This is a genomic window from Undibacterium paludis, assembly GCF_022568815.1.
Taxonomy (GTDB): Bacteria; Pseudomonadota; Gammaproteobacteria; order Burkholderiales; family Burkholderiaceae_D; genus Undibacterium.
Window position 1 is genome coordinate 15,705 of sequence record NZ_JAKZHX010000018.1, and the last position, 23,761, is coordinate 39,465.

General features: G+C 54.5%; 21 protein-coding genes. 12 read left to right on the plus strand and 9 right to left on the minus strand.

The annotated features are described in order from the left end of the window. Window positions 1-5: 5 nt before the first annotated feature. Window positions 6-1,118 carry a glycerophosphodiester phosphodiesterase gene (locus tag LZ463_RS24910; protein ID WP_489686152.1) on the plus strand — a complete coding sequence of 371 codons (1,113 nt, stop codon included), beginning with the start codon at window positions 6-8 and terminating at the stop codon, window positions 1,116-1,118. A gap of 220 nt (window positions 1,119-1,338) precedes the next feature. Here LZ463_RS24910 and LZ463_RS24915 read toward each other — a convergent pair whose 3' ends face one another. Continuing rightward, window positions 1,339-1,728, minus strand: coding sequence for a RidA family protein (locus LZ463_RS24915; protein ID WP_241459018.1), 390 nt, complete (start codon window positions 1,726-1,728; stop codon window positions 1,339-1,341). A gap of 108 nt (window positions 1,729-1,836) precedes the next feature. On the opposite strand from LZ463_RS24915, the gene LZ463_RS24920 reads away from it, so the two are divergent. Next, on the plus strand, window positions 1,837-2,616 hold the full coding sequence (locus LZ463_RS24920) for an ArsR/SmtB family transcription factor (protein WP_241459019.1): 780 nt from the start codon (window positions 1,837-1,839) through the stop codon (window positions 2,614-2,616). A gap of 93 nt (window positions 2,617-2,709) precedes the next feature. Further along, window positions 2,710-3,222 (plus strand): superoxide dismutase [Cu-Zn] SodC, encoded by a 513-nt coding sequence (sodC, locus tag LZ463_RS24925; protein ID WP_241459020.1) that lies wholly within the window; start codon window positions 2,710-2,712, stop codon window positions 3,220-3,222. A 66-nt stretch (window positions 3,223-3,288) separates the two neighbouring features. On the opposite strand, the gene LZ463_RS24930 is transcribed toward sodC, so the two are convergent. Further along, entirely contained in the window at window positions 3,289-4,599 is a 1,311-nt protein-coding gene (locus LZ463_RS24930) for a GNAT family N-acetyltransferase (protein WP_241459021.1), read from the minus strand. A 131-nt stretch (window positions 4,600-4,730) separates the two neighbouring features. Between LZ463_RS24930 and LZ463_RS24935 the strand changes: the two genes are divergently transcribed. Both LZ463_RS24935 and LZ463_RS24940 read left to right on the plus strand, forming a co-directional pair. Further along, window positions 4,731-5,702 (plus strand): ribonuclease Z, encoded by a 972-nt coding sequence (locus tag LZ463_RS24935; RefSeq protein WP_241459022.1) that lies wholly within the window; start codon window positions 4,731-4,733, stop codon window positions 5,700-5,702. A gap of 126 nt (window positions 5,703-5,828) precedes the next feature. After that, window positions 5,829-6,188: a hypothetical protein gene (locus LZ463_RS24940; protein WP_241459023.1), complete on the plus strand. Its 360-nt coding sequence runs from the start codon at window positions 5,829-5,831 to the stop codon at window positions 6,186-6,188. Window positions 6,189-6,222: 34 nt separating this feature from the next. Here LZ463_RS24940 and LZ463_RS24945 read toward each other — a convergent pair whose 3' ends face one another. The 3 genes from LZ463_RS24945 to LZ463_RS24955 all read right to left on the minus strand — a co-directional run bounded on the left by LZ463_RS24945 (window position 6,223) and on the right by LZ463_RS24955 (window position 8,784). Then, on the minus strand, window positions 6,223-7,386 hold the full coding sequence (locus LZ463_RS24945) for a serine hydrolase domain-containing protein (RefSeq protein WP_241459024.1): 1,164 nt from the start codon (window positions 7,384-7,386) through the stop codon (window positions 6,223-6,225). 242 nt (window positions 7,387-7,628) lie between these two features. Further along, window positions 7,629-8,081 (minus strand): GNAT family N-acetyltransferase, encoded by a 453-nt coding sequence (locus LZ463_RS24950; protein WP_241459025.1) that lies wholly within the window; start codon window positions 8,079-8,081, stop codon window positions 7,629-7,631. A gap of 145 nt (window positions 8,082-8,226) precedes the next feature. Then, window positions 8,227-8,784, minus strand: a complete 558-nt coding sequence (locus LZ463_RS24955; protein ID WP_241459026.1) for a hypothetical protein — start codon at window positions 8,782-8,784, stop codon at window positions 8,227-8,229. 103 nt (window positions 8,785-8,887) lie between these two features. Here LZ463_RS24955 and LZ463_RS24960 point away from each other — a divergent pair, with 103 nt between their 5' ends. The 5 genes from LZ463_RS24960 to LZ463_RS24980 all read left to right on the plus strand — a co-directional run bounded on the left by LZ463_RS24960 (window position 8,888) and on the right by LZ463_RS24980 (window position 18,862). After that, complete coding sequence (locus tag LZ463_RS24960) at window positions 8,888-13,120, plus strand: hypothetical protein (protein ID WP_241459027.1); 4,233 nt, start codon at window positions 8,888-8,890, stop codon at window positions 13,118-13,120. A 148-nt stretch (window positions 13,121-13,268) separates the two neighbouring features. Next, complete coding sequence (locus LZ463_RS24965) at window positions 13,269-14,048, plus strand: hypothetical protein (protein ID WP_241459028.1); 780 nt, start codon at window positions 13,269-13,271, stop codon at window positions 14,046-14,048. A gap of 99 nt (window positions 14,049-14,147) precedes the next feature. Further along, window positions 14,148-14,669: an alpha-ketoglutarate-dependent dioxygenase AlkB gene (locus tag LZ463_RS24970; RefSeq protein WP_241459029.1), complete on the plus strand. Its 522-nt coding sequence runs from the start codon at window positions 14,148-14,150 to the stop codon at window positions 14,667-14,669. A 419-nt stretch (window positions 14,670-15,088) separates the two neighbouring features. Further along, on the plus strand, window positions 15,089-16,870 hold the full coding sequence (locus tag LZ463_RS24975) for an RICIN domain-containing protein (protein WP_241459030.1): 1,782 nt from the start codon (window positions 15,089-15,091) through the stop codon (window positions 16,868-16,870). A gap of 486 nt (window positions 16,871-17,356) precedes the next feature. Continuing rightward, the gene (locus tag LZ463_RS24980) at window positions 17,357-18,862 is read left to right on the plus strand and encodes an FAD-binding oxidoreductase (RefSeq protein WP_241459031.1); all 1,506 of its coding nucleotides are present in this window, start codon (window positions 17,357-17,359) and stop codon (window positions 18,860-18,862) included. Window positions 18,863-18,944: 82 nt separating this feature from the next. Here LZ463_RS24980 and LZ463_RS24985 read toward each other — a convergent pair whose 3' ends face one another. From LZ463_RS24985 to kynB, 4 genes are all read right to left on the minus strand, one after another. Continuing rightward, window positions 18,945-19,163, minus strand: coding sequence for an adenine nucleotide alpha hydrolase family protein (locus LZ463_RS24985; RefSeq protein WP_241459032.1), 219 nt, complete (start codon window positions 19,161-19,163; stop codon window positions 18,945-18,947). Between the two features lie 372 nt (window positions 19,164-19,535). After that, a complete protein-coding gene (kynA, locus tag LZ463_RS24990; protein ID WP_241459033.1) occupies window positions 19,536-20,387 on the minus strand; it encodes a tryptophan 2,3-dioxygenase in 852 nt (283 codons plus the stop codon). A 185-nt stretch (window positions 20,388-20,572) separates the two neighbouring features. Beyond that, a complete protein-coding gene (gene kynU, locus LZ463_RS24995; protein WP_489686153.1) occupies window positions 20,573-21,814 on the minus strand; it encodes a kynureninase in 1,242 nt (413 codons plus the stop codon). A 19-nt stretch (window positions 21,815-21,833) separates the two neighbouring features. Beyond that, a complete protein-coding gene (gene kynB, locus LZ463_RS25000; RefSeq protein WP_241459035.1) occupies window positions 21,834-22,469 on the minus strand; it encodes an arylformamidase in 636 nt (211 codons plus the stop codon). Between the two features lie 266 nt (window positions 22,470-22,735). On the opposite strand from kynB, the gene LZ463_RS25005 reads away from it, so the two are divergent. Beyond that, complete coding sequence (locus LZ463_RS25005; RefSeq protein WP_241459036.1) at window positions 22,736-23,218, plus strand: Lrp/AsnC family transcriptional regulator; 483 nt, start codon at window positions 22,736-22,738, stop codon at window positions 23,216-23,218. A gap of 28 nt (window positions 23,219-23,246) precedes the next feature. Then, a complete protein-coding gene (locus tag LZ463_RS25010; RefSeq protein ID WP_241459037.1) occupies window positions 23,247-23,723 on the plus strand; it encodes an NUDIX hydrolase in 477 nt (158 codons plus the stop codon). Window positions 23,724-23,761 lie beyond the last annotated feature (38 nt).

Sequence of the window (23,761 nt, forward strand, 5' to 3'; positions counted from 1 at the left end):
GCATGATGGATAGCCGTCGCGACTTTATCAAGACAGCAGCAGTGAGCGCAGTAACAATGATGTCGGCCATGCTGACTGCACCCTTGTCAGCCCTGGCGGACAATCCACGCAAGGTAGAGTTGTTTGCCCATCGCGGTGCCTCGGCACTGCGGCCAGAGCATACGCTGGCTGCGTATGCCAAGGCGATTGCCGATGGTGCTGACTATGTCGAGCCTGATCTGGTCATCACCAAAGACGGTGTGCTGGTTGCGCGTCATGAAGCTTTTCTGGCTGAAACGACTGACGTTGCCAGCAGGCTGGAATTTGCCGGCAAGCACACCATCAAAACCATAGACGGCAGGAGGCAGGATGGCTGGTTTGTCGAAGACTTTACCCTGGCAGAATTAAAGACCCTGCGCGCCGTTGAACGCCTGCCCAGGGTGCGCCCACAGAACACGGCCTATGATGGCATGTTCCAGATATTGACCTGGGATGAAATCATCGACTTTACCGCCGCCCATGCCGCCACGACAGGGCGGGTGATCGGTCTGGTGCCCGAGCTCAAGCATTCTACTTACTTCAAGAGCATAGGCTTGCCGCTGGAAGACCGTTTTCTCGCCACCATCGCCGCGCATGAATACACACGCCGCTGTCCGCTGGAGATACAGTCGTTTGAAGTTGCCAACCTCAAGTACATACGCAGTGTGATCGGCAAGCAAAAAAATGTGCGCCTGATGCAACTGGTGGAACGTGGCGACATACGTCCGGCTGACGTGGTGGTTGCTGGCGGTGAACTGACGTTTGGCAAAATGTGCAGCAAACAGGGTTTGCGTGACATCGCCAGTTATGCTGACGTGGTGGCGCCGCCAACCCGTGCACTGATCCCGTTGCAGGCAGACGGCAAACTCGGCCAGCCGACCAGCCTGATCGCCGATGCGCATGACGCAGGCTTGCTGGTGCATACCTGGACTTTCCGGCCAGAGAACCGTTTTCTGCCCGCTGATTACCGTGACAATCAAGGCGAAGATGCCCGCAATGAAAAAGGTTCTGTCGCCGAAATGCAGACCTATATTGCTGCGGGCATCGATGGCTTTTTTTCTGACGACAGTGCACTGGGGCGCAGGGCCATTGGTGGTTGAATTGTTTTTGTAGTGATGTTGAAGCGCGATATCAGGGGCCGTTGCATGCTGCAAGCTGCCCTTAATGCGCAGGCAGAAATCTAGAGGTACTGCTGTAGCGTATGTCAACGGTACGGCAGACCGGCGATGAATACCCGCCTTCGCGGGTATGACGGAGTTGAGGGCTGACTCATGTTTTGCGTCGTTCGCCAGCAGTAAAGGGCAGCGTTGACAGGAAGCGTCAAGAATCTGCTCGCGCCGCAATCACCTCTATTTCCACCAGAAACTCCGGTTTTACCAGTGCAGGTATCACCATCAGCATGGACGCGGGCCGGGCGTCGCCGATGAAACGGCTGCGCACCTTGACGTAGTCGGCGATGTCACTTTCGCGTGTCAGGTAGTGGGTGATCTTGACGATATCGGTCATGCCCATCTGTGCTGCTTCCAGCATTTGCATAATATGACGCCAGGCCAGTTCTGCCTGACTGCTGATGTCAGCGGGCAGATGGCCGTTGACGTCCAGACCCGGCGTGCCGGCGGTGTATAACCAGCGGCTGTTGGCGGGGACGGCAACGGCGTCACTGTATTTGCCGATCTGGCTGGCGATGCCAATATTGTGTGCGGTATTCATTTTTTGCTCCTGAGCATGATGAAGTGGTGGATGGAACTGCTGATTTGATGGACAACTGCTGCGATTATCGGCAAGATGCAGGCACAATATTTCACGCTAGGATGAACTATGGATGAGTCTGCCAGCATCACCCGCATTCCCCACGTTGCCGCCTTGCTGGCGGACCCGGCGCGTGCCGCGATGCTGTGGGCGCTGATCGATGGCACGACCCGCCCTGCGGGGGAACTGGCCTTTGCCGCCAATGTGTCGGCGCAATCTGCCAGCAACCATCTGGCCAGGCTGGTAGAGGGTGGCCTGTTGCTGTCAGAATCACGTGGGCGGCATCGCTATTTCCGGATAGCGAGCCCTGATGCAGCCAGCCTCATCGAAGCGATGGCTGCGTTTTCTGCAGGGCAACATGCCAATCATCGCCAGCCACCCCGGCCAGCTTTGGCGCGCAGTATGCCCAGTCAGTTCTTGCATGCCAGAACTTGTTATGACCATCTGGCCGGCGAAGTTGCCGTGCAGATACTGGCAACCATGCTGGACAATCACTGGCTGGCATACCAGGAGGATGGCAAGGATTTTCAACTGACTGCACTCGGTGCAGAGAAGCTGGCAGCGCTGGGCATAGCCGGTCCGGACAGTTCATCGACGCAAAAGCAGAACCGCCGTGTCTATGCACGCTGCTGTGTCGATCTGACCCAGCGCAGGCCGCATCTGGCAGGTGTGCTTGGTGCAGCTTTGCTCGACCTGTTCGTCAGGCAAGGCTGGGTCTTGCGCAGCCCCGGCACGCGGACGGTCAGTATTACGCCCAGGGGGCGGCAGGCGATGCAGCAGCACCTGGGGTTGCCGGCCTTTGACCATGTCAGGCCGTTGTCGAGACTGGAGCAGCAGGGGGTGACGTAGTTACTCTGAAATTGCCTGTATCATCATAGTCGCGTATATTGGCATCTATGCGTCAGCTCGCTGCCGCTTTTCATTTTTTAAGAGATATTCATCATGAAAACTAAAGTATTTGCTTGCCTGATTGCCGCTTTTCCGCTGATCGCTGCTGCCGATGTCACCATCAACATGAACCAGGTCAGTGAGGCCGGCGTCGGTGCCAAACTGGGCCAGGTCGTGGTTTCCGAATCCAAATATGGCCTGGTATTTACGCCAGCCCTGACCGGTCTGACACCGGGCCTGCATGGCTTCCATGTACACCAGAACGCTGACTGCGGCGCCAAAGAGAAAGATGGCAAGATGGTTGCCGCTTTGGGCGCCGGTGGTCACTTTGATCCGGAAAACAGCAACAAGCATGGCACCCCATGGGGTGACGGCCACCTGGGCGATTTGCCACCAGTGTATGTGGACGCCAGTGGCAACGCCAACCAGCCGGTATTGGCGCCGCGCCTGAAACTGGCTGATCTCAAAGGCCATGCACTGATGGTGCACGTCGGCGGTGACAATCACTCTGATCATCCGGCAGTATTGGGCGGCGGCGGTGCGCGTCTGGTGTGCGGCACGATGTAATGTGACTGATCACAGGCAGGCGTGGAGCTTGCCTGTAAAGTTCACTGTTACAGTTCACTATTGTTTTTATTTCGCCGCTTTCTCTTTCTTGAACGGATTGCGCTCGGGCGCATCATCATGTTCTATGCCCAGCAGCAGGCGTTTGATCAGTTTGTTCAATACCGGTTGCCTGTGCCTGATGAAGACGCCAAAATTCTGTGGCTTGGCACCGAGGGCGGCCTTGGGTTCCAGGGCTGTGCGGCCAAATGAAACCTGCTTGCAGCCCAGCGTAATGGCGTCGGCAATGCCAGCGTGCAGCAGTCTCAGGTATATCGGCAATTCTTCGGCTGCGACACGGTCAAAACCGATGTGGTAGGCAATGGCTGTATCGCCGTCGGCGACAGAAATCAAAAAGCCCAGCAGTTTGCCTTCACGTTTGATGACGCTGCAAAGAAACCTGTCGGCGGCCACGGCCTGCAAGACCGGGAAGTATTCGGGCAACAGTTCTATAGGGCGAAAATCGGCATTGACCTGTACGGCCTTGTACAGGGCATAGATATCATCAAGTACCGGTGTCAGGTCGTCGAGTTTTTCTACCGTGCAGCCCGCTTCATCAATCGGTTTGAAAACGGCATTGCGTATGCTGCTGCGGTATTTGGAGGCGAGGCTGGCCAGGTAGTCGTCATAGCTCTTCCAGTCTGGCGCCAGGTCCAGCACCATGTTGGGTTCGGTTTCTACATACCGGTAGCTGAGGTTTTCAAGGTGCGCGGCCTGGGAGATATACGGCTCGTGCAAATCCTTGATCATGACAAAATGGGTTTTGCCAGCCAGCTTTTCTGCCTGGCGTACACGGTACAATACCTCGACCACGCCATGCCAGGCCAGTTGCGTATCGACATCTTTGGCGAAGGCAATGCCATGCTGGCCAAAGGTGAGGAAGTTGCCGCAGGTGAGTATGCGCTGGCGCGTCTGCTGGGCCAGTTTGTCGAGTTGTTCCAGTGGCAGCCCCCATTTTTTTGCAGCTGCTTTATTGCCTGTTCTGTCAGCGTTGCCCGCCGGTTTTTCCGGTCTTGCCTGGGCCAGGGTAATATCGGCGATCTGCATGTAGACCGCAGCAATGATTTGCCGTTCGCTGCCTTCTCCGCTGAAAATCAGGGCGTAGCGCGCTGACAGATTCAATGGCAGGACCTGCTCAAGTGCGGACAGGTAGTCATGCGACATGAAAAAACTTGCCTGTGCCGATTGTGTCGTCACCTCGTTCCAGCTGCCGGCGTCGAGCATGCTGATAGAATCGGCAATGGCATAATGCAGGTCGGCAGGGCCGCGCAGGCGTTTGCGTTCTTTCTGGCGTTGTATCAGGGCGCTGGTCAGGTTTTGCAGTGCTGCGGGTAGTTTCATGTGTTTGCCGTCTCCATGGATGGGGTGCCCTGCGGGCTGTCAGGCAAGCATCGTAGCAGAAAATAATTTAGATAATAGAGTCGCGCCTTCAAGTAGGGCAGCAATTTGTAACAAGGTTTTATCAGGATCACATGGACATCTTATTTTTAGGCACTTCAGCAGGCGCACCAAGCCGCCAGCGTAATGTGACCGGCCTGGCGCTCCTGCCTGACCAGGGCAGCAAATGGTACCTGGTTGATTGTGGCGAATCGACCCAGCACCAACTACTCAATACCAGTTTGTCTGTCCATGATCTACAGGCCATCTTCATCACCCATGTGCATGGCGATCATTGTTATGGCTTGCCGGGATTGCTGTCGAGCGCAGCCATGAATGGTCGCAAGACGCCGCTGTACATCGTCGCCCCGGCAGCGATAGAGGGCTGGCTGAAGGCCACCCAGGCAATGAGCGAATCATTCTTGCCGTTTGATGTGCATTACATTGCAGTCGAGCAACTGAACACGCAAAACAATAGCTGGCAGGACCAGGCTGTGCGTGTGGACACGACCTTACTGTCACATCGCGTGCCATCTTATGCGTATCGCTTTACCGAGATCAATGTTGAAGCAGTACTGGACAGCGCCAGATTGCAGGCGGCAGGCATACCGCCAGGCCCGCTGTGGGGACAACTGAAACGTGGGCTTGATATCGTCCATGAAGGCAGGACCATCAGCGCTGTGGACTATCTGCATCATCCTTACCCGCCACGCAGTATCATTGTGGGGGGCGATAATGATCAGCCTGAATTATTGCGCGCAGCCTGCGCATCGGCCCAGGTACTGGTGCATGAGGCGACTTATACGGTAGATGTGGCCGAACGCGTAGGCGACCGGGTGCAGCATAGTTCAGCCGCCGCCGTTGCTGCGTTTGCCGCTTCGGTAAATCTGCCCAATCTGGTGTTGACGCATTTCAGTGCCCGCTACCAGGCTGACCCTGAGCGTTCACCCTGCATCAGCGATATCGAGGCAGAGGCCAGGGCGCATTATCCGGGCCAGCTGTTCCTGGCAGAAGACTTTGCACGCCTGCGCCTGAGCAAGAGCGGGGAGTTAAGCAGGATCGTTTGACGCATGCCGTACTTTGCTTTATGACCGGCATGGCAGTGCTGGCCATGGTTGCCGTGCAGATGCTGGCGCATTGACAGGTACGATACTTACTGACAGGTTCACTGACGGGCAGCGGACGGAAAAAACATGTTCGAATTTATCTTTGAAGTTTTGCTGCAACTGGTGGCCGAAGTGCTGGTGGAAGTATTTTCATGGAATCACACCAGCCGCAAGGAAAATGGCCCGGTCTTGCTGGTCATGGGATATGCTTTTTTGGGACTGCTGGCCGGTGCGGTCAGTGTGTGGATATTCCCTCACGCTTTTATTGCCAGCAGTACCGGCCGTGTTGCCAATCTGGTGTTGACGCCTTTGCTCATGGGGGCATTTGTTGCCGTGTTCAGTGCCTGGCGCACCGGAGAGGATTTGCGTTTCAAACGCTTTGCCTGCGGCTACGCCATGGCGCTGTCACTGGCACTGGTCCGGTTTTTTGCAGCCAGCCATGCCTGAATAGACACTCCGGCATGGCTGGAGTGCATGACGCTTACCTGGGCAGGATGGGGCTGAGCAGCGAGTCAGCAAAATCATCTATTCTGGATGTGGCAGCGGCATCATAGCAATTGCAACTGATGGCAACTGCCACGTTCTTGCTGGGGATGACGCGATTGGTGGCGTAGTAGGTCAGTTCAGTGCCGTTGTGCGTGCTGACATAGCCCAGCTGCGGTACGTTGACCACACCCCAGCCCAGACCGTAGTCATCAACAGGGGTATGCATCAAGGTGAAACTGGCTTTGCTGAGGTAGTTGCTTTGCCCCTGCAAGCCGCGCAGGTGCTCACGCAAAAATATACCGTAGTCAGCCATGTTCAGGTTCATGCCGCCGGCGGCATTGATAAAGAAGGCATAGCGCGGATCAACGACTGGCGGGGTAGCCCTCCATGCGCCACCCCACATCTGGTGTCCGCTATTGTTGTTGATGCTGCTGTCTTCCGGGAAGCCCAGGTAGCCTTTCATACCAAGTGGTGTGAACAGTTCTTTCTGCATCAGGTTTTCATAGGTATCACCGGCAGCCGTTTCCGCCATCAGACCGGCCAGCGCATAGCCTATGTTTGAATACAGCATTTTGCTGTTGGGCGTGTATTCAGGTGCATCCTGCAAGAGCAGGACGGCGAGCGAGCGCCGGTCTTTTTGCAGGTCACCGCTCAGCAAAGGCAGGGCCTTGGCGATGGTTGCGTCGCTGGCTTCACGTGGCAGACCGGAGCGATGACGCAGCAATTGTTCGACCGTGACACCTAAAAATTCTGGTCGTATCTGTGTGCTCCATGCCGGAAAAATTTCTGCCACCGTGCTATCCCAACGTATTTTCTTTTGCTCGACCAGGCGGCCTATCATGGTGGCCGTAGCTGCCTTGGTCAGCGAGCCAAGCTGGAACAGATCCGTCCCCAGCAAGGTCTTGTTGGTATTGATTTCACGCACGCCACTGACGACGGCTTCCACCTTGTCCTGATTGACGATGGTGACTGAAATGCCGGGGTAGCCATTTTCTTTACGGAATTTATCGACTTCTGCTTGCAGGGCTTCGCCGGTCAGAATCGCCGGACTTTGCACGACCACTGCTGGTGCAGTGGCCGTATTGGAGTTGGAACTGCCACCGCAAGCTGCCAGCAAGACCGCGGTGCAGGCCGCAGCCATCAGGGTTTTCAAACGCATTTTTCTCTCTCATCCAGGTTGATGTGGGCGTCACCGGCATCAGCTTCTGCCAGTGCCTGTAGGAAGCCGTTGACGATGCATAATCAGCGTCAGCACGGCGGGCGCAGTATCGCCATTTCTTTTCAAATAAACCATGGAATGATGTGACGTGCAGTTTTGCTGAACTTGCGGTATTGCGGGACGGGACCTGGAGACGGGTACGTCGATAGGGGGAGCAAAAAGTAATCTGTTTAGCCCTGAGTTCAATCATGGAATCTGGATTCGTTGCGACTGGCCAGGTTTGACAGACCCTCTGTCGTCATCCTGTAATGCCACCTGTCCGCAACATGCGCTGCCGCCAGAGAATGATAAAAATCCTGTGCTGCATGATTTGATGAGTTGACGGTCCAGTCCATGCGTGCGCATCCTTTACTGAGGGCATAGCTGGCAATCCACTTCATCAGGGCTTTGCCCAGCCCGCAACTGCGGCAGGACGAGCGTATGTATAGCTCTTTCATGAACAATTGCGTCTCTGTTTGCGACATGGGGTCGGCCAGTGAATGAAACACGGAAATTGCGGCGAAGCTGCGCACAACTATCCCGTTGTCTGACACCACACAAGACGGATGGCAGAATCCTGAGCCAGCAGATTGCCTGTCAGGTGTTGCCTGACGTCGGCCTTGCTGGCTGTGCTGGCGGGGTCGTAATAAAGGCACATTTAAAGGCACATTTCATACAGCAGATCGACCAGTGACTGGTGTGCTGTTTGTCTGTTTTTCGGCGAATTCGATTTGCAATCTGTGTTCTTTCATCTGGGTGAATCTTCAACCGGAATTGATCATGCCAGAAGAGTGCGCCGCATTACTCCCAGCGCAGTGTCTTCAGCATTTGCTTTAACACTATCCTGTCTGCGGCAATTCTGTGGCGGTCGCTGTATAAGTCCAGGCCAATAATGATGCCAGCATCCTTTTCTCGCTTGTGCACAAAAAAAAAAGCCTCGTGCAACAGACCGGCATGACGTTTTGTTGAACATTGATACAGTGCCGTTTTGACGCCGGCCAGGCGAGCCGGACGGGCCGTGTTCCCCTCGCATATTTCCATGCCCAGTCCGGCACTGTTGTCAGCCATGTCCGAGACATCGTAGCGTACGTAGAGTTCTATATATGGCTGCCCGAGCCAGGCATTGTCGGTACAGGATGAGGAGTGGAGCAAGGCGACAAAACCATGATTTGGGGCTGGCGCGGGTGTCGTGCACAGTATCAACGGTCGTGGAAACTGTAATCTATAGCCATAGTCTTCATGGACATAAGCGCCAGCCAGCCTGGCATCGGCAGCCAGGGATGAGGTGCTTGATAAACTTGCGGACAGGCAAAAAGCCAGCGATAAGCAGATAAAGCGCGGTGATACATGAAATTTCATCGGGTAATTTTTGCTTGCAAATTAAATACCGCAAGTGTAGCGCCATTGCAAAATAGTTCACTATAATTGTCAGATACTTTTATTCTGAAACTGCGGGACAGCCATGATAAAAAACCGGATTGCTACTCTTTTGTTGTTATTTGCCAGCATCTTTCTTTTCAACATGGGCAGCCCGGTCAATGCCGCAGAATTTCCCCTCAGTGCAGTACCCGATCCCCTGAAGACCTGGGTGCCCTGGGTGCTGGATGGTGTGCCGCAGGCGGCTTGTCCGCAAACCGGCGAGGACAATGACAACAGGCGCTGTGTCTGGCCCGGTCTGCTCGAATTGAAAGTGACCGCCAAAGGCGCGCAGTTCAGCCAGGAATGGCATGTCTACAGTGAGAGCTGGGTCAGCCTGCCTGGCGATGCTGACCAGTGGCCACAAGATGTGCTGGTCGATGGCAATGCGGTTGCTGTGATAGGGCGAGATCAACAGCCAGTGCTCAAGCTGGGACGTGGCGTACACAAGATCAGCGGGACTTTTGAATGGAACAGCATGCCGGAGTCCCTGCACCTGGCTGCCGACACCGGCCTGTTGAAACTGGAACTGGCGGGCCAGGCGGTTGCACAGCCTGTACGGGACGACGACAATACCCTGTGGCTGCAACGCAAGGTTGATAGTGCCAGCGATGACCAGGTGCAATTGCGTATCTTCAGAAAAGTCATGGACGGTGTGCCGATCAAGGTTGACACCCTGTTGCATCTGGATATTTCGGGCAAGGGGCGTGAAATCAATGTAGCCCGTTTCTTGCTGCCAGAATTCATACCGCAAGACTTGCAATCTGTCTTGCCCGCCACCATCAAACCCGACGGCAGCCTGAGCATACAGGCCCGCGCCGGCAGCTGGGACATCCGCTTGACGGCCAGACATCCCGCCGCTGTCAAAAGCCTGACCCTGGGCAAGCCCGCGACCAGGGATGAGGGCTTGATCGCCGATGAAGAAGTCTGGGTATTTGAAGCACAACCATATATACGCACCACAGCCATTGAGGGGCCTGCATCTGTCGACCCGCAACAGACCCTGCTGCCGGCAGAATGGCGCAGCCTGCCTGCCTACATGATGCAAGCCGACACGGCATTCAATTTCAAGGAAATCCGCCGTGGCGACAGTGACCCAGCGCCCGACAAACTCAGTTTGCAAAGGCGGCTGTGGCTGAGTTTTGATGGCAGCGTGCTCAGTATCAGCGATGCGATCACGGGTGACATCAACCGCAGTTCACGTTTATCCATGAGCGAGATTGCGCAACTGGGCCGTGTCGGCATGGCCGGACAGGATCGTGTCATCACGCGCGGCAATGACAAACTGGCCGGGGTGGAAGTGGGGCGTGGCAGTATCACACTGGATGCTGACAGCACGATTGCACTGCGCAGTCATCAACTGCCTGCCGTCACCTGGCGTCAGGATTTTGACAGGCTGGCAATGGAACTGAACCTGCCTGCCGGCTGGCGTCTGCTTTATGCTGGCGGGGCAGACCGTGCCGACGGCGCCTGGCTGACACGCTGGAACCTGCTCGATTTTTTTGTCGTGCTGATCACGGCGCTGGCTGCCGGCCAGTTGTGGGGGCGCAAATGGGGAGTGCTGGCTTTGCTGACCCTGATCCTGTCATATCATGAATCCGGTGCGCCACGCTATCTGTGGATGACGGTATTTGCTTTTGCCGCCATTGCCCGTGCCTTGCCTGCCGGTGGCTTCAAACTATGGATGAGGCGTTTTGAACGTACCAGTCTGCTGGTGCTGGTGGTGACTTCACTGGTATTCGCCACCAGCCAGGTCAGGTCAGCGCTTTACCCTGTGCTGGAGTCGGATGCGCCCGGTTTTTACAACCTGGTCGATAACAGTGTGATGAGCACCGCCCGCCGTCAGGTTGCACAGCAAGAGTATGACAAGTCGGCAGATGCCGCAGTACCGCCACCGCCGCCGGTTGCAGGCGGACAGAATGCGGCACCTGCTGCGGTTGAACCCGTGCAGATGGCTGAACAGCAGGTCAGGCCGCTTGCCAAAATGGACGCACCAGTTGATAAATACCGTATGAATTCAGTGAAATCCAAGATGGGTGTTCGCTCCAGCAATTACACCAACTTTGACCCCGATGCCAAAGTACAGACCGGCCCCGGCCTGCCAGCCTGGCAATGGCGACGTTATCAACTGGTGTTTGACGGCCCGGTCCGGCAAGACCAGCAGCTCGATTTATGGCTGTTGCCACCGTGGGCAGTCAAGCTGTTGGTGGTGATACGCTTGCTCTTGCTGGGCATCTTGCTGGCTTGCGTGGCGGGCATGTTCAGAAAACCGGATGATGACGACGCTTCGGGCGCTTCCGGGAAAAAAGATCTGCAAGGCTTGCTGGGCATGCGTAAATGGCCGTTGCTGGGCAACAGGACTGCCACTACTGCATCGGTGGTATTGCTGGCCGTATTTGTGGCAGCAGGCCTGATCAGTCAACCGGTACAGGCGCAAACCCCGAGCAATGAGCAGCTCGAAGAGCTGAAAAACAAGCTGACCCGCCCGGCTGACTGCCTGCCATCGTGTGGCGAAATATCTCGCCTGCTGGTGCAGATCAGCGGCAATAGCGTCAGGCTGGGGCTTGAGGTGGATGCCGCTGCCGACACCAGCCTGGCACTGCCCGGTGGTGCAAAAAGCTGGCAACCGGTCGAAGCACGTATTGATGGCAAACCGGCTTTTGTTCATCGTGGCGAACACGGTGACCTGTGGCTGCTGGCGCCAGCGGGCAAACACCGGGTGGAACTGACAGGCAGCCTGCTGCAGGCCGATACCCTGCAACTGCCGTTGCCGCACAAACCGCGCAAGGTTGATGTCAGGGCCGAAGGCTGGGACGTGGCAGGTTTGTCAGATGATTCCGGCGTGGCCGATACCCTGCAATTGAGCCGCAAGGTCAAGACCGGCAAGCAGGCGGAGAAGCCGGCGCTGCCCAGCTTTTTACAGATAGAAAGACGCCTGGTGCTCGACAAGGAATGGCAGGTGTTCACCACCGTGACGCGCCTGTCACCAGCGGGCGTACCGGTGCTGCTGCAAGTCCCTTTGCTGGCAGGGGAGGCGGTCACCACCAGTGGCATGAACATCAAGGATGGCAAGCTGGAAGTCAATCTGGGGCCGCAGGCCAGAAGTGTGGAATGGCGTTCCAGCTTGCCGCAAAGCGCACAGGTAAACCTGCAAGCCAGCCAGCAGAGTGATTGGGTGGAAAGCTGGGTCGTCTCTGCCACCTCAATCTGGCATGTCGGCACCAGTGGTATTCCACCCGCAGCAAGCGACGTTGGCAGCGGGGGCGACCTGCAGTTTTACCCCTGGCCCGGCGAGTCCTTGAAACTGGCAATAGAACGGCCAGTGGCGATTCCCGGCCAGACCATGACCATAGACGACAGCCACCTGATCGTCAGCCCTGGCGCCCGTGCCAGCGATTACCTGTTACGCATCAAGCTGCGCAGCAGCCGGGGTGGTGATTACAGCATCAGCCTGCCGCCTGAGGCCATCTTGCAGAAAGTCAGCATCAACCAGCAGGCAAGGCCGATACGCGCCAATGGCCGCCAGCTGGTGTTGCCAGTGGTGCCTGGTGTACAGCAGATAGAGGTCAGCTGGCGACTTGATCAGGGCATGCACAGCAGCTTTAGTACTGTTGCCGCCAATCTGGGTATGGCCAGTGTCAACAACTGGCTGGAACTGAAGATGCCGCATGACCGCTGGCTATTGATGGCATCCGGCCCTGGTCTGGGGCCTGCCATCCTGTTCTGGGGCAAATTGATTGTCATGCTTGCTGTCGCCTTGTTGCTGGGGCGTTTTGGCGGCTTGCCATTGCGCAGCAGTCAATGGCTTTTGCTGGCATTGGGACTGACCCAGGTTGACTGGTGGGGCGCCGTGCTGGTGATTGCCTGGTTTTATGCCTGCAAGCTGCGCAATGAGCCAGACCATCCTGAGCGGCCAAGATGGCAGTTCAACCTGTATCAGTTGGCCTTTGTTGTGCTGACACTGATCATGCTGTCTGTCCTGCTTGAGTCCGTACGGGCCGGCCTGCTGGGACAGCCGGACATGCAGGTGACAGGTAATGGCTCTTATGCAGAGTTGCTGCGCTGGTATGTTGACCGTGCTGCTGCAGATTTGCAGACTGCCTGGATATTCTCACTGCCCATCCTGGTCTATCGCGGCCTGATGCTGCTGTGGGCCTTGTGGCTGGCCTGGGCATTGCTGGCCTGGCTCAAATCAGGCTGGCAGGCTTTTGCCAGCGGTGGCCTGTGGAAGCGTAAAGTGCAGAAGCCAGTAGTGCAGGAGCAGCAGGCAACTGAATAATTGGGGACGGCATGGCCTGCATGGCGCTGCAATCACAGGGCCATGCAAGTACAGGTGACTGGTGAACTACTGGCTTTTAAATTTGTCATACGGCGCAGACGGGTATCCATACACGACCCGACCCCAGATGACGACAGCAGGTGCCTCAATGACATCAGTACGATCCATATTGCATGGAAGAAGCAATATCCGCATATTGCCATTGATCATCATTGTGGTAATGCACTGCTTGCTGTTTCTGGTTTTATCGCGTAGCAACGTTCTTCACAAAGATGGGGACATATCGGGATTGCCGACGGCATTCCTGATAGCTGTCCCGGTACGTGCGGACCAGGCAATACAGAAGACAGAAGAAAAAAAATCCGGGCATGATAGGCCATTGCCTGCTCCAAAAAAAGAACGCCAGTTGTCACCAACATCGACAGCAGCTCCTGCACCTGCGGAAAAATTGCCAGCGCCCCAGGCAGTGTCAACATCAATTTTTGATGCTGCAGCGGATACCGGAACGGCCACGTCAGCCCAATCTGCCGTCAGCCTTGCCCAGCTTCGTTCCCAGGCAACTTTGCTCGCCAGGGAAGCCGCGCAGGGTGAAGGCAGCCAATCTGCCCATGCCGGTGTTCTCGGCGATTATTACGGCAGCTATAACGGCGCGGATGCCGGTACGTTTTATATTCATGTTGATGGCAGCGGCAATATCTTCGGCTCTGCCGACTCAGGCACGGCCCATAGCAGTTTCACGATTACCGGCAAGGTATCAACCGACGGTGTCGTGCAGATGACGGGAAAAGGTTTGGCCGGTTCCGCCAGTTTTGATGGCAGAATCAACATGAAGACAGGCGCTGTGGCCGGCCACTGGAACCTGACTGGTTTTGGGCGAGGGCAGTTTACCGGACAACGTGCCAGGCTTGCCGGTTCCAAAGGCTTTTGAGTTAATCACAGACATGAGCATGGCGGCTCGTCCGCCATTGCCCATCGGGCAATGCTGCCATTGGAAGAACCAAAGTTGACGAAGAAAGGGCAGAACTGTATGCAGGCACCCGCAATTTATTTAAAACCCGGTTTTTTGCGAACAGCAGAACAACTGTTTCTGCATTTAAAAAACACGATCATCTGGGATGACAGGATGCGTGCCCGTAAAACGGCGAGCTATGGTGTGCCGTATGATTATTCGCAAATCAGCTATCCTGCCACGCCCATGCCTGATGTCCTGCAAGAAATTTGTCAGATGCTGGAGGCCGAACTCAGTTTTATGCCCAACAATTGCCTGCTGAATTTTTATACCGATGGCAGTTCTTCCATGGGCTTTCATTCGGACGCGATTGATGAACTGCCGATAGGAACCGGCGTCGCCATCATCTCACTGGCTTGTTTGCGTCATATCGTATATCGTAGCAAGACTGACAGAGCACAAGAATTCAGCTATCCGCTGACGGCGGGAGCCTTGTTGTATATGTCAGGTGAGATACAGCAGGCCTGGCTGCATGCCATTCCCAAAGAGGAGGGGGCGGGTGAGCGTATCAGCCTGACTTTCAGAAAAATTGATCAATGAAAGACTTGCACTAACAGTTTGAAGTCATCTATGCACTGGATCATACAAAACGATATTTTTTCCAAAACCGGCTGGAACGCTCTGCTCGCCACCGTTGAGCGTTTCTAGCGCAGTCGTTCCATTCATAAGGTTGTGCCCTTGGTCGGCGAACTATTGTCAGAACCGGTGCTGAGTCATCAGAATGTGATTTGCACAGGCTCATACTCGATGCGCCATGTAGCCAAAAAAATGGCTGGATGCCCGGAGTATCAAGTTAAACATGGGTTTCTTGACGACTTCCTTTGTCAGCAGTTTAAAAATTCAACAATCCGGATGCGGTTTGCATAAGTCCGGCACATTGTGTTTTAGAATGGGCAGGCTTCCCCTTTGTCCAATCTATGCGGTCGCCGCAGCGAGCGCATGTTTTTTCTGGAGCCAGTATGTCCTTTAATTTTGAAAGAAACAGAAGTTACTTCATCATCCCCAAGCACAGCGACCGGCCGCTTGGTGTGGAAAAGCATGACAGGCATCGGGGCCTGAAGATAGAGCAGCAGGATGCCTACACGAATAATCCGGGCCAGCAAATCCGTTTTGCCGACAACGGTCACGGCCATCACTATATGGTAATGCGCAATTCAGGTATGTATTGGGATATCAAGGACAAATCTACCGATGCCGGGGCGCAGTTAATCCAATGGGACTGGAGTGATGCGCAAGGGCATGGCGCTAACCAGCGTTTCAGGCTGATGTCGAATGGTGACGGGTATCACTACATCAAATCTGTCCATAGCGGATTAATGCTGGAGGTGAAAGATGGTGGTAAGGCTTGGGAAAATGTGCAGCAAAACAAGCTGAAAGATAAAGTTGAAGAGCGTGGACACCAGTTGTTTCGAGTGATTCCTGCCAGCGACGAATACCTGGCCAGCGACCAGAAATCATTTAAAGAATATAGTGACTTGTTGCGCACAGCGACATTGGCGCTGATCGGCAAGATACCCGAGGCAGGCGGCGCCATACAGGCAGTGCTGGGTTTTTTGTGGCCAGACAAGCATGATCAGGATTTCTGGAACCAGATTACGGCTTATGTCGAGCAACGCATGAAGGACTTGCTGGAAGAAGCCAAGCTCACAGCCATGAAAGAAATACTGGAGGGCACGCGCGATAACCTCAATGAATACCTGAAGTCCGGCGCAGCCAATAAACGCAGCAAGCTCGTTGCCACCATTACTTCTGCCCAGCAAAATGAAAAGCCTTATTTAAAGGCTCAGGCAGGCGTTGCTGTGTTGCCTTTGCTGGTGGCATGGGGAACGCTGATGTTGACTGCGCGTCTGGAAATGGTCAGGTATTACGACGACAAGCTTGCTGGCAAGTCGGACGACAATCCCAACGAAACCCAAAGCGAACTTCAGTTCTTGAAAGAGGCAATCGAACGTTATGGCAATGCGGCAAAGGAATGCCGCGAAAAAGCGATGAAGTGGCGTTTGGGTTTTTTGCACAATGACGTCAAGATAACCAACAGCAGGGAATGGGGACGTATTGAGGATTACTGGGTTGAAGACCGTTTTGATGGCTGGCGCAAGGAGGCGCGCTTCGCCCCAGCGACCCGTGTCAGTGACCCGGAAGCCAAGGACAGAATCAAGAATGCGCGTGATATGCGCGAAGCCCAGATACGCGCCAAATTCGATGCGGAACTTGATGTGGTGATGGCAGCCGAACGTTTGTGGCCTTATTTTGACCCGGAGAAAGCAGGCAAGGCTGCTAAAAAGAAAATCCAGGTTGTTGTTGGTTCGTTTGGTGACCGACCACGTGATAAAAAATTTGATTGTGGTAGCGGAGGCTTGATAGAAATCAAGCTTTGCACTTTTTCTACCGGTCGCCCACATGCTTCTCTCTGTGGTTTGCAACTCAGGTACGCAAATGGTACCCAGTCGTCCTATGGTAACAGCGGCGACAGGCAGGAAACATTGACGCTGACTGCTGGGGAATTCATCACGAATGTGCGGGGTCTGCAACGCAATAGCGTCGAAGGACTGATGATTGAAACCAGTCACGGTCGCTCGGTTCATGCGGGCCAGTTAGGCGAGCACTTCGATAGAAATTATTATTTTGATGCTGGCCTGGATGATATGGTCGGTGCCAGACTTGTGGGAATTTCTGGCAGTTATTCAGATAATTCCTTTCATACACTGAGTTTTCATTGGGAATATGAGCGTACCGAGTAAAGCGCCTGGGTTGGCAGGCATGGCAAATTTCACTCTGGAAGAGTAGGTGGTTTCAGTAGCAAAATTGTCGTGATACTGCGCCCTTATCTGATAGGGCGCAGACAAGCTTGTTCCAGGACGGCTCACGCGTTTGGGAATCCGCCCTTGCAAGGGCGGTTCGTTGCGTCTGAGTCCCCGACTACGGCAGCGACGAAGGCAGTGCTGTAGGAGCTGCAACATCGTTGGGGCGGTTTTGCGTAAATCTTAAACAATATACTATTTAATATGCTATTGTTTTAATATAATAGTAACACTTTCCATTGAACACCGAGGATTTGTTGTGGATGTCCCCAAAAAAAGACGACCACGCGCTGGGGTGTTGCTGCGCAAAAAAACTGGCTTGACGGTATTTACAGATTCCCTCGTTAGATGAATGACGTTATTTGTGGCTTTCGCGGTTCCGTTCCTGAATTCAACGCTTGTTTTGCCCAACCCAAGGAGATGTAAATGGATGCACTATCGACCCTGTCGCGTCGGCGTTTTCTGCAAACATCCACTGCGCTGGCTACTGCCAGTGTGCTGGGTATTCCGGGCGAGGTGGTTGCCGCGCCGGCACTGCATAGCAGGCATAATCTGGCGGCACTGGCGCGCAGTATGGCTGGTCGCCTGATTTTACCTGGCGAGATGGGTTATTCGATGGCGGCTGCACCAAACAATCAGCGCTATGCAGACATCTTGCCTATTGCTGTCGCCATGTGCGCGAACGATAAAGATGTGCAGTTGTGTCTGCGCTGGGCAATAGACAATCGCAAGCCGTTTGCGGTGCGCTCCGGCGGACACAACTATGCAGGCTTTTCTACGACCAGGGGTTTGCTGATTGACGTCAAGGCCATGAATGGCATCACCCTCAATGAAAAAGAAAATACCTGTACCATTTCAGCCGGTGTCAGCAACCAGGATATGGCCAATTTCTTCAGCGGCAGCAGTCTTGCCGTACCTTCGGGCCGTTGCCCGACAGTAGGAGCGTCTGGCCTGGTACTCGGGGGCGGCTGGGGATTTTCTGCAACCCACGCAGGCCTGACTTGCGACAGCCTGAAATCGTCGGAAATCGTTTTGCCCAACGAGCGGCTGGTGATTGCCGATGACAAAGGCCCTTATCAGGATTTATTCTGGGGATTGCGCGGTGGTGGTGGCGGTAATTTCGGCATTAATACCTCGTTCACGTTCAACCTGGTGGATGTCTCGCACAATGTCACCATCTTCAATATCCTCTGGCCTGCCCAGCAACAGATTGAATTGTTCGCCGCCTTGCAGGATCTGCAGCAAAACAATGCCACCACCATTTCCACACGCAGCAAGATTGTGCCGCGCCGCGCCGGTACAAACTATACGATGGCGGACTTGCAGGTAACTACCCTGGGTCAGTTCTTCGGCGGCAAAGAAGCAGCGATGAAGGCTTTGGAGCCGGTACTGAAAATGGTGACTCCTGTTAAAGCCGATATTCGTGAAATGAGTTACTGGCAGGCGCGTGACTACCTGATCACGGATGATCCCAATGGTATGTATGACCTGCGCTCTTCTTACGTGGCAGAAAAAATGTCGCCGGAAGGCATGGAAATGATGGTGCGCTGGATGCTGAAATGGCCCGGCGGCTCACTCGTTCCGGAGAACATGGGCATCTTGTTTGCAATTGGAGGCAAAGTGCGTGATGTGCCAGTGAGTGCTACCGCCTATCCGCACCGGAATGCCAATTACATTTTTGAGATGGAAGCCGCGTGGGCGCCGATAGATAAGATGGATGTGGTACAGCGGCAGCAGCAATGGCTGCGCGAATATTTTGCTGCCATGACCCCGTTTGTGCTGCCGCAAGCCTATGTCAATTTCCCCAACCGCGAACAGCCGAACTGGGCGCGGGCTTACTATGGCCCGAATCTCGAGCGTTTAAAGATCGTCAAGCACAAGTACGATCCGCATAACCATTTCAAGTTCGAACAAAGCATCCCGCAGGCATGAACTGGCCTGGTTGAAAAAACGGCGCGCGCTGTCATGCCCTGGCGGGCAGCGAGCTTGTTTTATGAAAATGAAAGCGGATGCTTCAATCGCGTAGCCGCCGTTTCTCTGGTTGCCCCAGAACGCGTACAGTAATTTGGTTGGGCACGCCTTTGGCTTTCAGGAACTCAAGGGCGCACAGGGTGCCAAGACTGCTTTGCAGATGTAATGCAGTGTCGATATGTTCTGCTGTGCTTTGGTCTGTGCGGGACTGAAACGTCGGGGTGTTGCCCGGCTTGCTGATGGTTGCCTGCAAACTGCTCATGCCTGACTCCTGTTGTAACAACAATGACTACTGTCGGGGAAGCAAAAATCCTGGGCGCATCATGTCTTGATGCATTGATCTATTCAAGCTTGGCTGATGTGGAATCAGTCAAGCTTGAATGCCGCCATATTCTAGACCTGTTACCGGCATCCGGCTTGGTCTTTGTCAGGTAAATTTGTTATAAATCAGGTGTTTGCATGAATTGTTATAAGTCATGCATGCATGGATGATATTTTTGTGGTCATTATGTTACTGACTGCTTGCTATAAAACGTCAGCCTGTTCTTGCATGTCGGGCTGTGGCAAAACCAATCCAAAAAAATGTCTGCGTGCGCAGCAGCGGCTGATTTAAGACTATCAGCCTGTATGCGCATTACAGGGCAGTCCGCAATGCAAACAATTCCGGGAACAGGACCACGTCAAGCATCTTGCGCAAATAGGCTACGCCAGCAGTGCCGCCGGTACCGGTTTTAAAGCCGATGATACGTTCCACCGTCGTTACATGGCGGAAGCGCCAGATGCGGAAGGCGGTTTCCATATCTACCAGTTTTTCTGCCAGCTCATACAGCGACCAATGCTGTTCCGGCGTCTGGTAGACCTTGAGCCAGGCGGCCTTGACGGATTCATTGGCGGTGACACCCTGTGTCCAGTCCTGTTGCAGGCGTTCTGCATCGATGGCAAAACCCTGGCGCGCCATCAGCATGATGGCTTCGTCATAGATGGACGGTGTGGCAAGGGCAGCCTGTAGCGTTGCGTGCACTTCCGGCTTGCTTTCATGTACAGTGATCAGGGCGGCGTTCTTGTTGCCGAGCAGGTATTCCAGTTCACGGTATTGGTGCGACTGGAAGCCGGATGAGGCGCCCAGATAAGGTCGTATGGCGGTGTATTCACTCGGCGTCATGGTGGCAAGCACGTCCCAGGCATGCACCAGTTGATCCATGATGCGAGCAACACGCGACAGCATCTTGAATGCCGGTGGCAAATCATTGTTGCGGATATGGGTGCGCACGGCATGCAGTTCATGCAGCATCAGCTTGATCCACAATTCGCTGGTCTGGTGCTGGACGATGAACAGCATTTCATTATGATTGGGCGAACGCGGATGCTGCGCCGTCAGAATCTGGTCCAGGCCCAGGTAGTCGCCATAGCTCATGGACTCACTAAAATCCATCTGCGCCCCATGCCAGGACATGGGGCATTTGCCAGCTTGTTCTTGATTGCTCATAGTATTCCTTTGTAAAGCTTAATGTAGCTTAATATCTCTCAACACAGGGACACGGAGTCACAGAGGGGGGGGCAGAGAAAATCCTGGAAGATTCAGGATATTGCTTTTCCTCTCTTTTGTTTTTCCTCTGTGTCACTGTGTCACTGTGGTTAATGGGGGCGAGATTTTTAAGATTGTGTCTATTGTTAAGTCACTGCATGACGCTCGGCGTTGGCATCGTAGTCTTTGCTGTCAAGGATGTCGCGCAAACCTTCCGCAGCGTCCCAGACATCGATAAAGCGTGTGTACAGAGGGGTAAAACCAAAACGCATGATGGCCGGTTCGCGGTAGTCGCCGATGATGCCGCGCTGTATCAGCGCCTGTATCACGGCATAAGCATGCGGATGCCTGAAGCTGGCCTGGCTGCCACGTTGCTGGTGATTGCGCGGCGTCACCAGCTCCAGCGGGTGACTGGCGCAACGGCTTTCCACCAGGTTGATGAACAGGTCCGTCAGTGCCAGTGATTTTTTGCGTATCGCCTGCATGTCGGTTTTGCCAAACGTGTCGAGACCGCAGGCCACCATCGCCAGCGAAGTGATGGGCTGGGTGCCGCACAGGGCGCGCCGTATGCCTGGCGTAGGTGTGAAGCCAGGGCTCATGGCAAACGGGTTGGCATGGCCCCACCAGCCGGACAGGGGGTGATGAAATACCGCCTGGTGATGCGCTGGCACCCAGATAAAGGCCGGGGCGCCAGGGCCACCGTTGAGGTATTTATAGGTGCAGCCAACAGCAAAGTCTGCCTTGGCGGCATTGAGTGCAACCGGTACTGCACCGGCAGAGTGGGCCAGGTCCCACAGTATCAAGGCACCGTGCTGGTGGGCGAGGGCGGTGACGGCTGCCATGTCATGCAGGTAGCCGGTACGGTAGTTGACATGGGTCAGCATCACCAGCGCAGTGCTGTCATTGATGACTGTCGGCAGTTCTTCCGGTGTGTCGATCAGCACGATCTGGTAACCACGGTCCAGCCAGCGCGTGATGCCTTCAGCCATATAGATGTCTGTCGGGAAGTTGCTGCGTTCGGTGATGATGGTCTTGCGCTTGCTGTCACCAGACTGCAATTGCAGTGCGGCGGCAATCGCCTTGAACAGGTTGATGGAGGTGGTGTCGGTGACCACGACTTCATTCGCTTCTGCACCGATCAGCGGTGCGAGCTGGTTACCCAGCGTGGATGGCATGTCAAACCAGCCAGCGGTGTTCCAGCTCTTGATCAGGTCTGTGCCCCATTCTCTGGTGATGACTTCCTGCGCTCTTTGCAGTGCTGCTTTGGGACGCGCACCGAGGGAATTGCCGTCGAGGTAGATGACACCGGCCGGCAGGTCAAATTCTTCACGCAAAACGGCCAGTGGGTCTTGCTGGTCGAGTTTTTCACAATCGGCACGGGTAATAATGGTGCTGGTGTTGCTCATGTTACAGGCTCCTTAAAATGGCGCGTACCGGGCTGGCATCAAGCCCGGCAAGTTTGAGTGGCAGGCAGATCAGTTCGTAGTCACCCGTGGCGATTTCATCGAGGACGATGCCTTCGAGTATCGCCATCTGGTGTGCTTTCATGCACAGATGGGCGTCCAGGGTCTTGGATTCTTGCGGGTCCAGCGAGGGGCTGTCTATACCGATCAGGCGTACACCATGCTGTGCCAGCAGCTCTATGGTGGCAGTGGCGACGCTGGGGAAATCGCTGTCCCATTGCATTTGCGGCGCATTGCGGTAGGTGCGAAACAAAACCCGCTGCGGCAATTGCGACAGATAGGGCTGCACATGCTCAGGCAAGACCTGCGCTACACCTATGCAGTGAATGACACGGCAAGGACCGATGTAAGTGTCTATAGCCACTTCGTCTATGGATTTGCCCTCGGCATCATAATGCGAGGGCGCATCGCAATGTGCACCGGTATGGGTGGACATGGTGATCTTGCTGACCTTGACCGGGCAGCCATCGGCAATCTGCCAGGTGGTTTCGGCACTGTAGGCGCTGTCACCTGGCCACACCGGTATGCCGGGTGCGATAGGTGGTGTGATATCCCAGATTCGGGGACTGGCTTGAGACATAAAGGCTCCCATAAGTTGATGCAGAGATTTTATGCCGGATTGCCTGAATTTTTCTTGCAAAGTGCAGCATGAAAATCGCTATTTGTAGAATTTACTGCGAATAAATTTATAGAAATTGATATAAAATGCAGTTATATGTTTGTGCATCGCGCAAAGACACCAAAATATTTATATTTTAGTATCTGATTTGCCAGTCAACATGTTTTATTTACTCCCGCTTTTGTGGTGAGGGGTGTTACTGAAGTGATTTAGCCGGATTTAAACGCATGCAACTGGACGCCACCGATCTGAAAATTCTCCAGCAACTGCAAGCTGATGGTCGCATCAGCAACCAGGAACTGGCCGACAAGGTATTCCTGTCACCTTCATCCTGCCTGCGGCGCGTGCGCATGCTGGAAGAGGCGGGCATCATCCATCATTATTGCGCCGTCATTGATGCGGCTGCCGTAGGTCTGGAAGTCGACGCCTTTGTCCAGGTCACCATGCGCCGTGATGTGGAACAATGGCATGAAAACTTTTCACAGGCCCTGCAGCAATGGCCGGAAGTGGTCGGCTCCTACATCATTACTGGCGACGCCAATTACCTGCTGCGTGTGCGCGCCCGTAATCTCAAGCACTATTCTGCCTTTGTGCTGGAGCGTTTGTACAAGACCACCGGTGTGCTCGATATCCGCTCCAACATTGTCCTGCAGACCTTGAAAGACACCCAGCAAATCGCCACCAGCCTGATGGTGGCTGATGGAGGTTGATGAGGGTTGATGAAACGACAGGGAAACCATGATTTCTTTTGACATAGATAACTACCGCTACAATCTGCGCGCCGCCGCCATCATCCTGCATGAAGACAGGATATTGCTGCATCAGATCGAGGGGGATGAATTCTGGTGCGTACCAGGCGGGCGTATTGATGCGGGTGAACTGGCGGCGCAAACCATCGTGCGCGAAATGCAGGAAGAATTATCAGAGCCAGTAATTTGCGAGAAAATGCTGTGGACGGTAGAGAATTTCTTCAGCTATCGTGAGCAGAAGCATCATGAACTAGGTCTGTATTTCTTGACGCGCCTGCTGCCTGACTCGCGCCTGCTCAACAATGCAGGCCCGTATATGGGTAATGAAGGTAAATTGAGACTGACCTTTGCCTGGTTCAATTGCGCCGACTTGCAGCAGCTTGACATCCGTCCTTCATTTCTGGCGCAGGCATTGACGGAGGAGGGTTTCAACACGCGGCACTGGGTGCATCATGAAACAGCCTGAGCAGATTGAATAGACTGGACTGCTTACCATACTTGAAC

What these genes read in the sequence shown, in the direction of transcription:
- LZ463_RS24910 (WP_489686152.1), top strand. Translation starts at nt 6, where the DNA reads ATGGATAGCCGTCGCGACTTTATCAAGACAGCAGCAGTGAGCGCAGTA.
- LZ463_RS24915 (WP_241459018.1), bottom strand. Translation starts at nt 1,728, where the DNA reads ATGAATACCGCACACAATATTGGCATCGCCAGCCAGATCGGCAAATAC.
- LZ463_RS24920 (WP_241459019.1), top strand. Translation starts at nt 1,837, where the DNA reads ATGGATGAGTCTGCCAGCATCACCCGCATTCCCCACGTTGCCGCCTTG.
- sodC (WP_241459020.1), top strand. Translation starts at nt 2,710, where the DNA reads ATGAAAACTAAAGTATTTGCTTGCCTGATTGCCGCTTTTCCGCTGATC.
- LZ463_RS24930 (WP_241459021.1), bottom strand. Translation starts at nt 4,599, where the DNA reads ATGAAACTACCCGCAGCACTGCAAAACCTGACCAGCGCCCTGATACAA.
- LZ463_RS24935 (WP_241459022.1), top strand. Translation starts at nt 4,731, where the DNA reads ATGGACATCTTATTTTTAGGCACTTCAGCAGGCGCACCAAGCCGCCAG.
- LZ463_RS24940 (WP_241459023.1), top strand. Translation starts at nt 5,829, where the DNA reads ATGTTCGAATTTATCTTTGAAGTTTTGCTGCAACTGGTGGCCGAAGTG.
- LZ463_RS24945 (WP_241459024.1), bottom strand. Translation starts at nt 7,386, where the DNA reads ATGCGTTTGAAAACCCTGATGGCTGCGGCCTGCACCGCGGTCTTGCTG.
- LZ463_RS24955 (WP_241459026.1), bottom strand. Translation starts at nt 8,784, where the DNA reads ATGAAATTTCATGTATCACCGCGCTTTATCTGCTTATCGCTGGCTTTT.
- LZ463_RS24960 (WP_241459027.1), top strand. Translation starts at nt 8,888, where the DNA reads ATGATAAAAAACCGGATTGCTACTCTTTTGTTGTTATTTGCCAGCATC.
- LZ463_RS24965 (WP_241459028.1), top strand. Translation starts at nt 13,269, where the DNA reads ATGACATCAGTACGATCCATATTGCATGGAAGAAGCAATATCCGCATA.
- LZ463_RS24970 (WP_241459029.1), top strand. Translation starts at nt 14,148, where the DNA reads ATGCAGGCACCCGCAATTTATTTAAAACCCGGTTTTTTGCGAACAGCA.
- LZ463_RS24975 (WP_241459030.1), top strand. Translation starts at nt 15,089, where the DNA reads ATGTCCTTTAATTTTGAAAGAAACAGAAGTTACTTCATCATCCCCAAG.
- LZ463_RS24980 (WP_241459031.1), top strand. Translation starts at nt 17,357, where the DNA reads ATGGATGCACTATCGACCCTGTCGCGTCGGCGTTTTCTGCAAACATCC.
- LZ463_RS24985 (WP_241459032.1), bottom strand. Translation starts at nt 19,163, where the DNA reads ATGAGCAGTTTGCAGGCAACCATCAGCAAGCCGGGCAACACCCCGACG.
- kynA (WP_241459033.1), bottom strand. Translation starts at nt 20,387, where the DNA reads ATGAGCAATCAAGAACAAGCTGGCAAATGCCCCATGTCCTGGCATGGG.
- kynB (WP_241459035.1), bottom strand. Translation starts at nt 22,469, where the DNA reads ATGTCTCAAGCCAGTCCCCGAATCTGGGATATCACACCACCTATCGCA.
- LZ463_RS25005 (WP_241459036.1), top strand. Translation starts at nt 22,736, where the DNA reads ATGCAACTGGACGCCACCGATCTGAAAATTCTCCAGCAACTGCAAGCT.
- LZ463_RS25010 (WP_241459037.1), top strand. Translation starts at nt 23,247, where the DNA reads ATGATTTCTTTTGACATAGATAACTACCGCTACAATCTGCGCGCCGCC.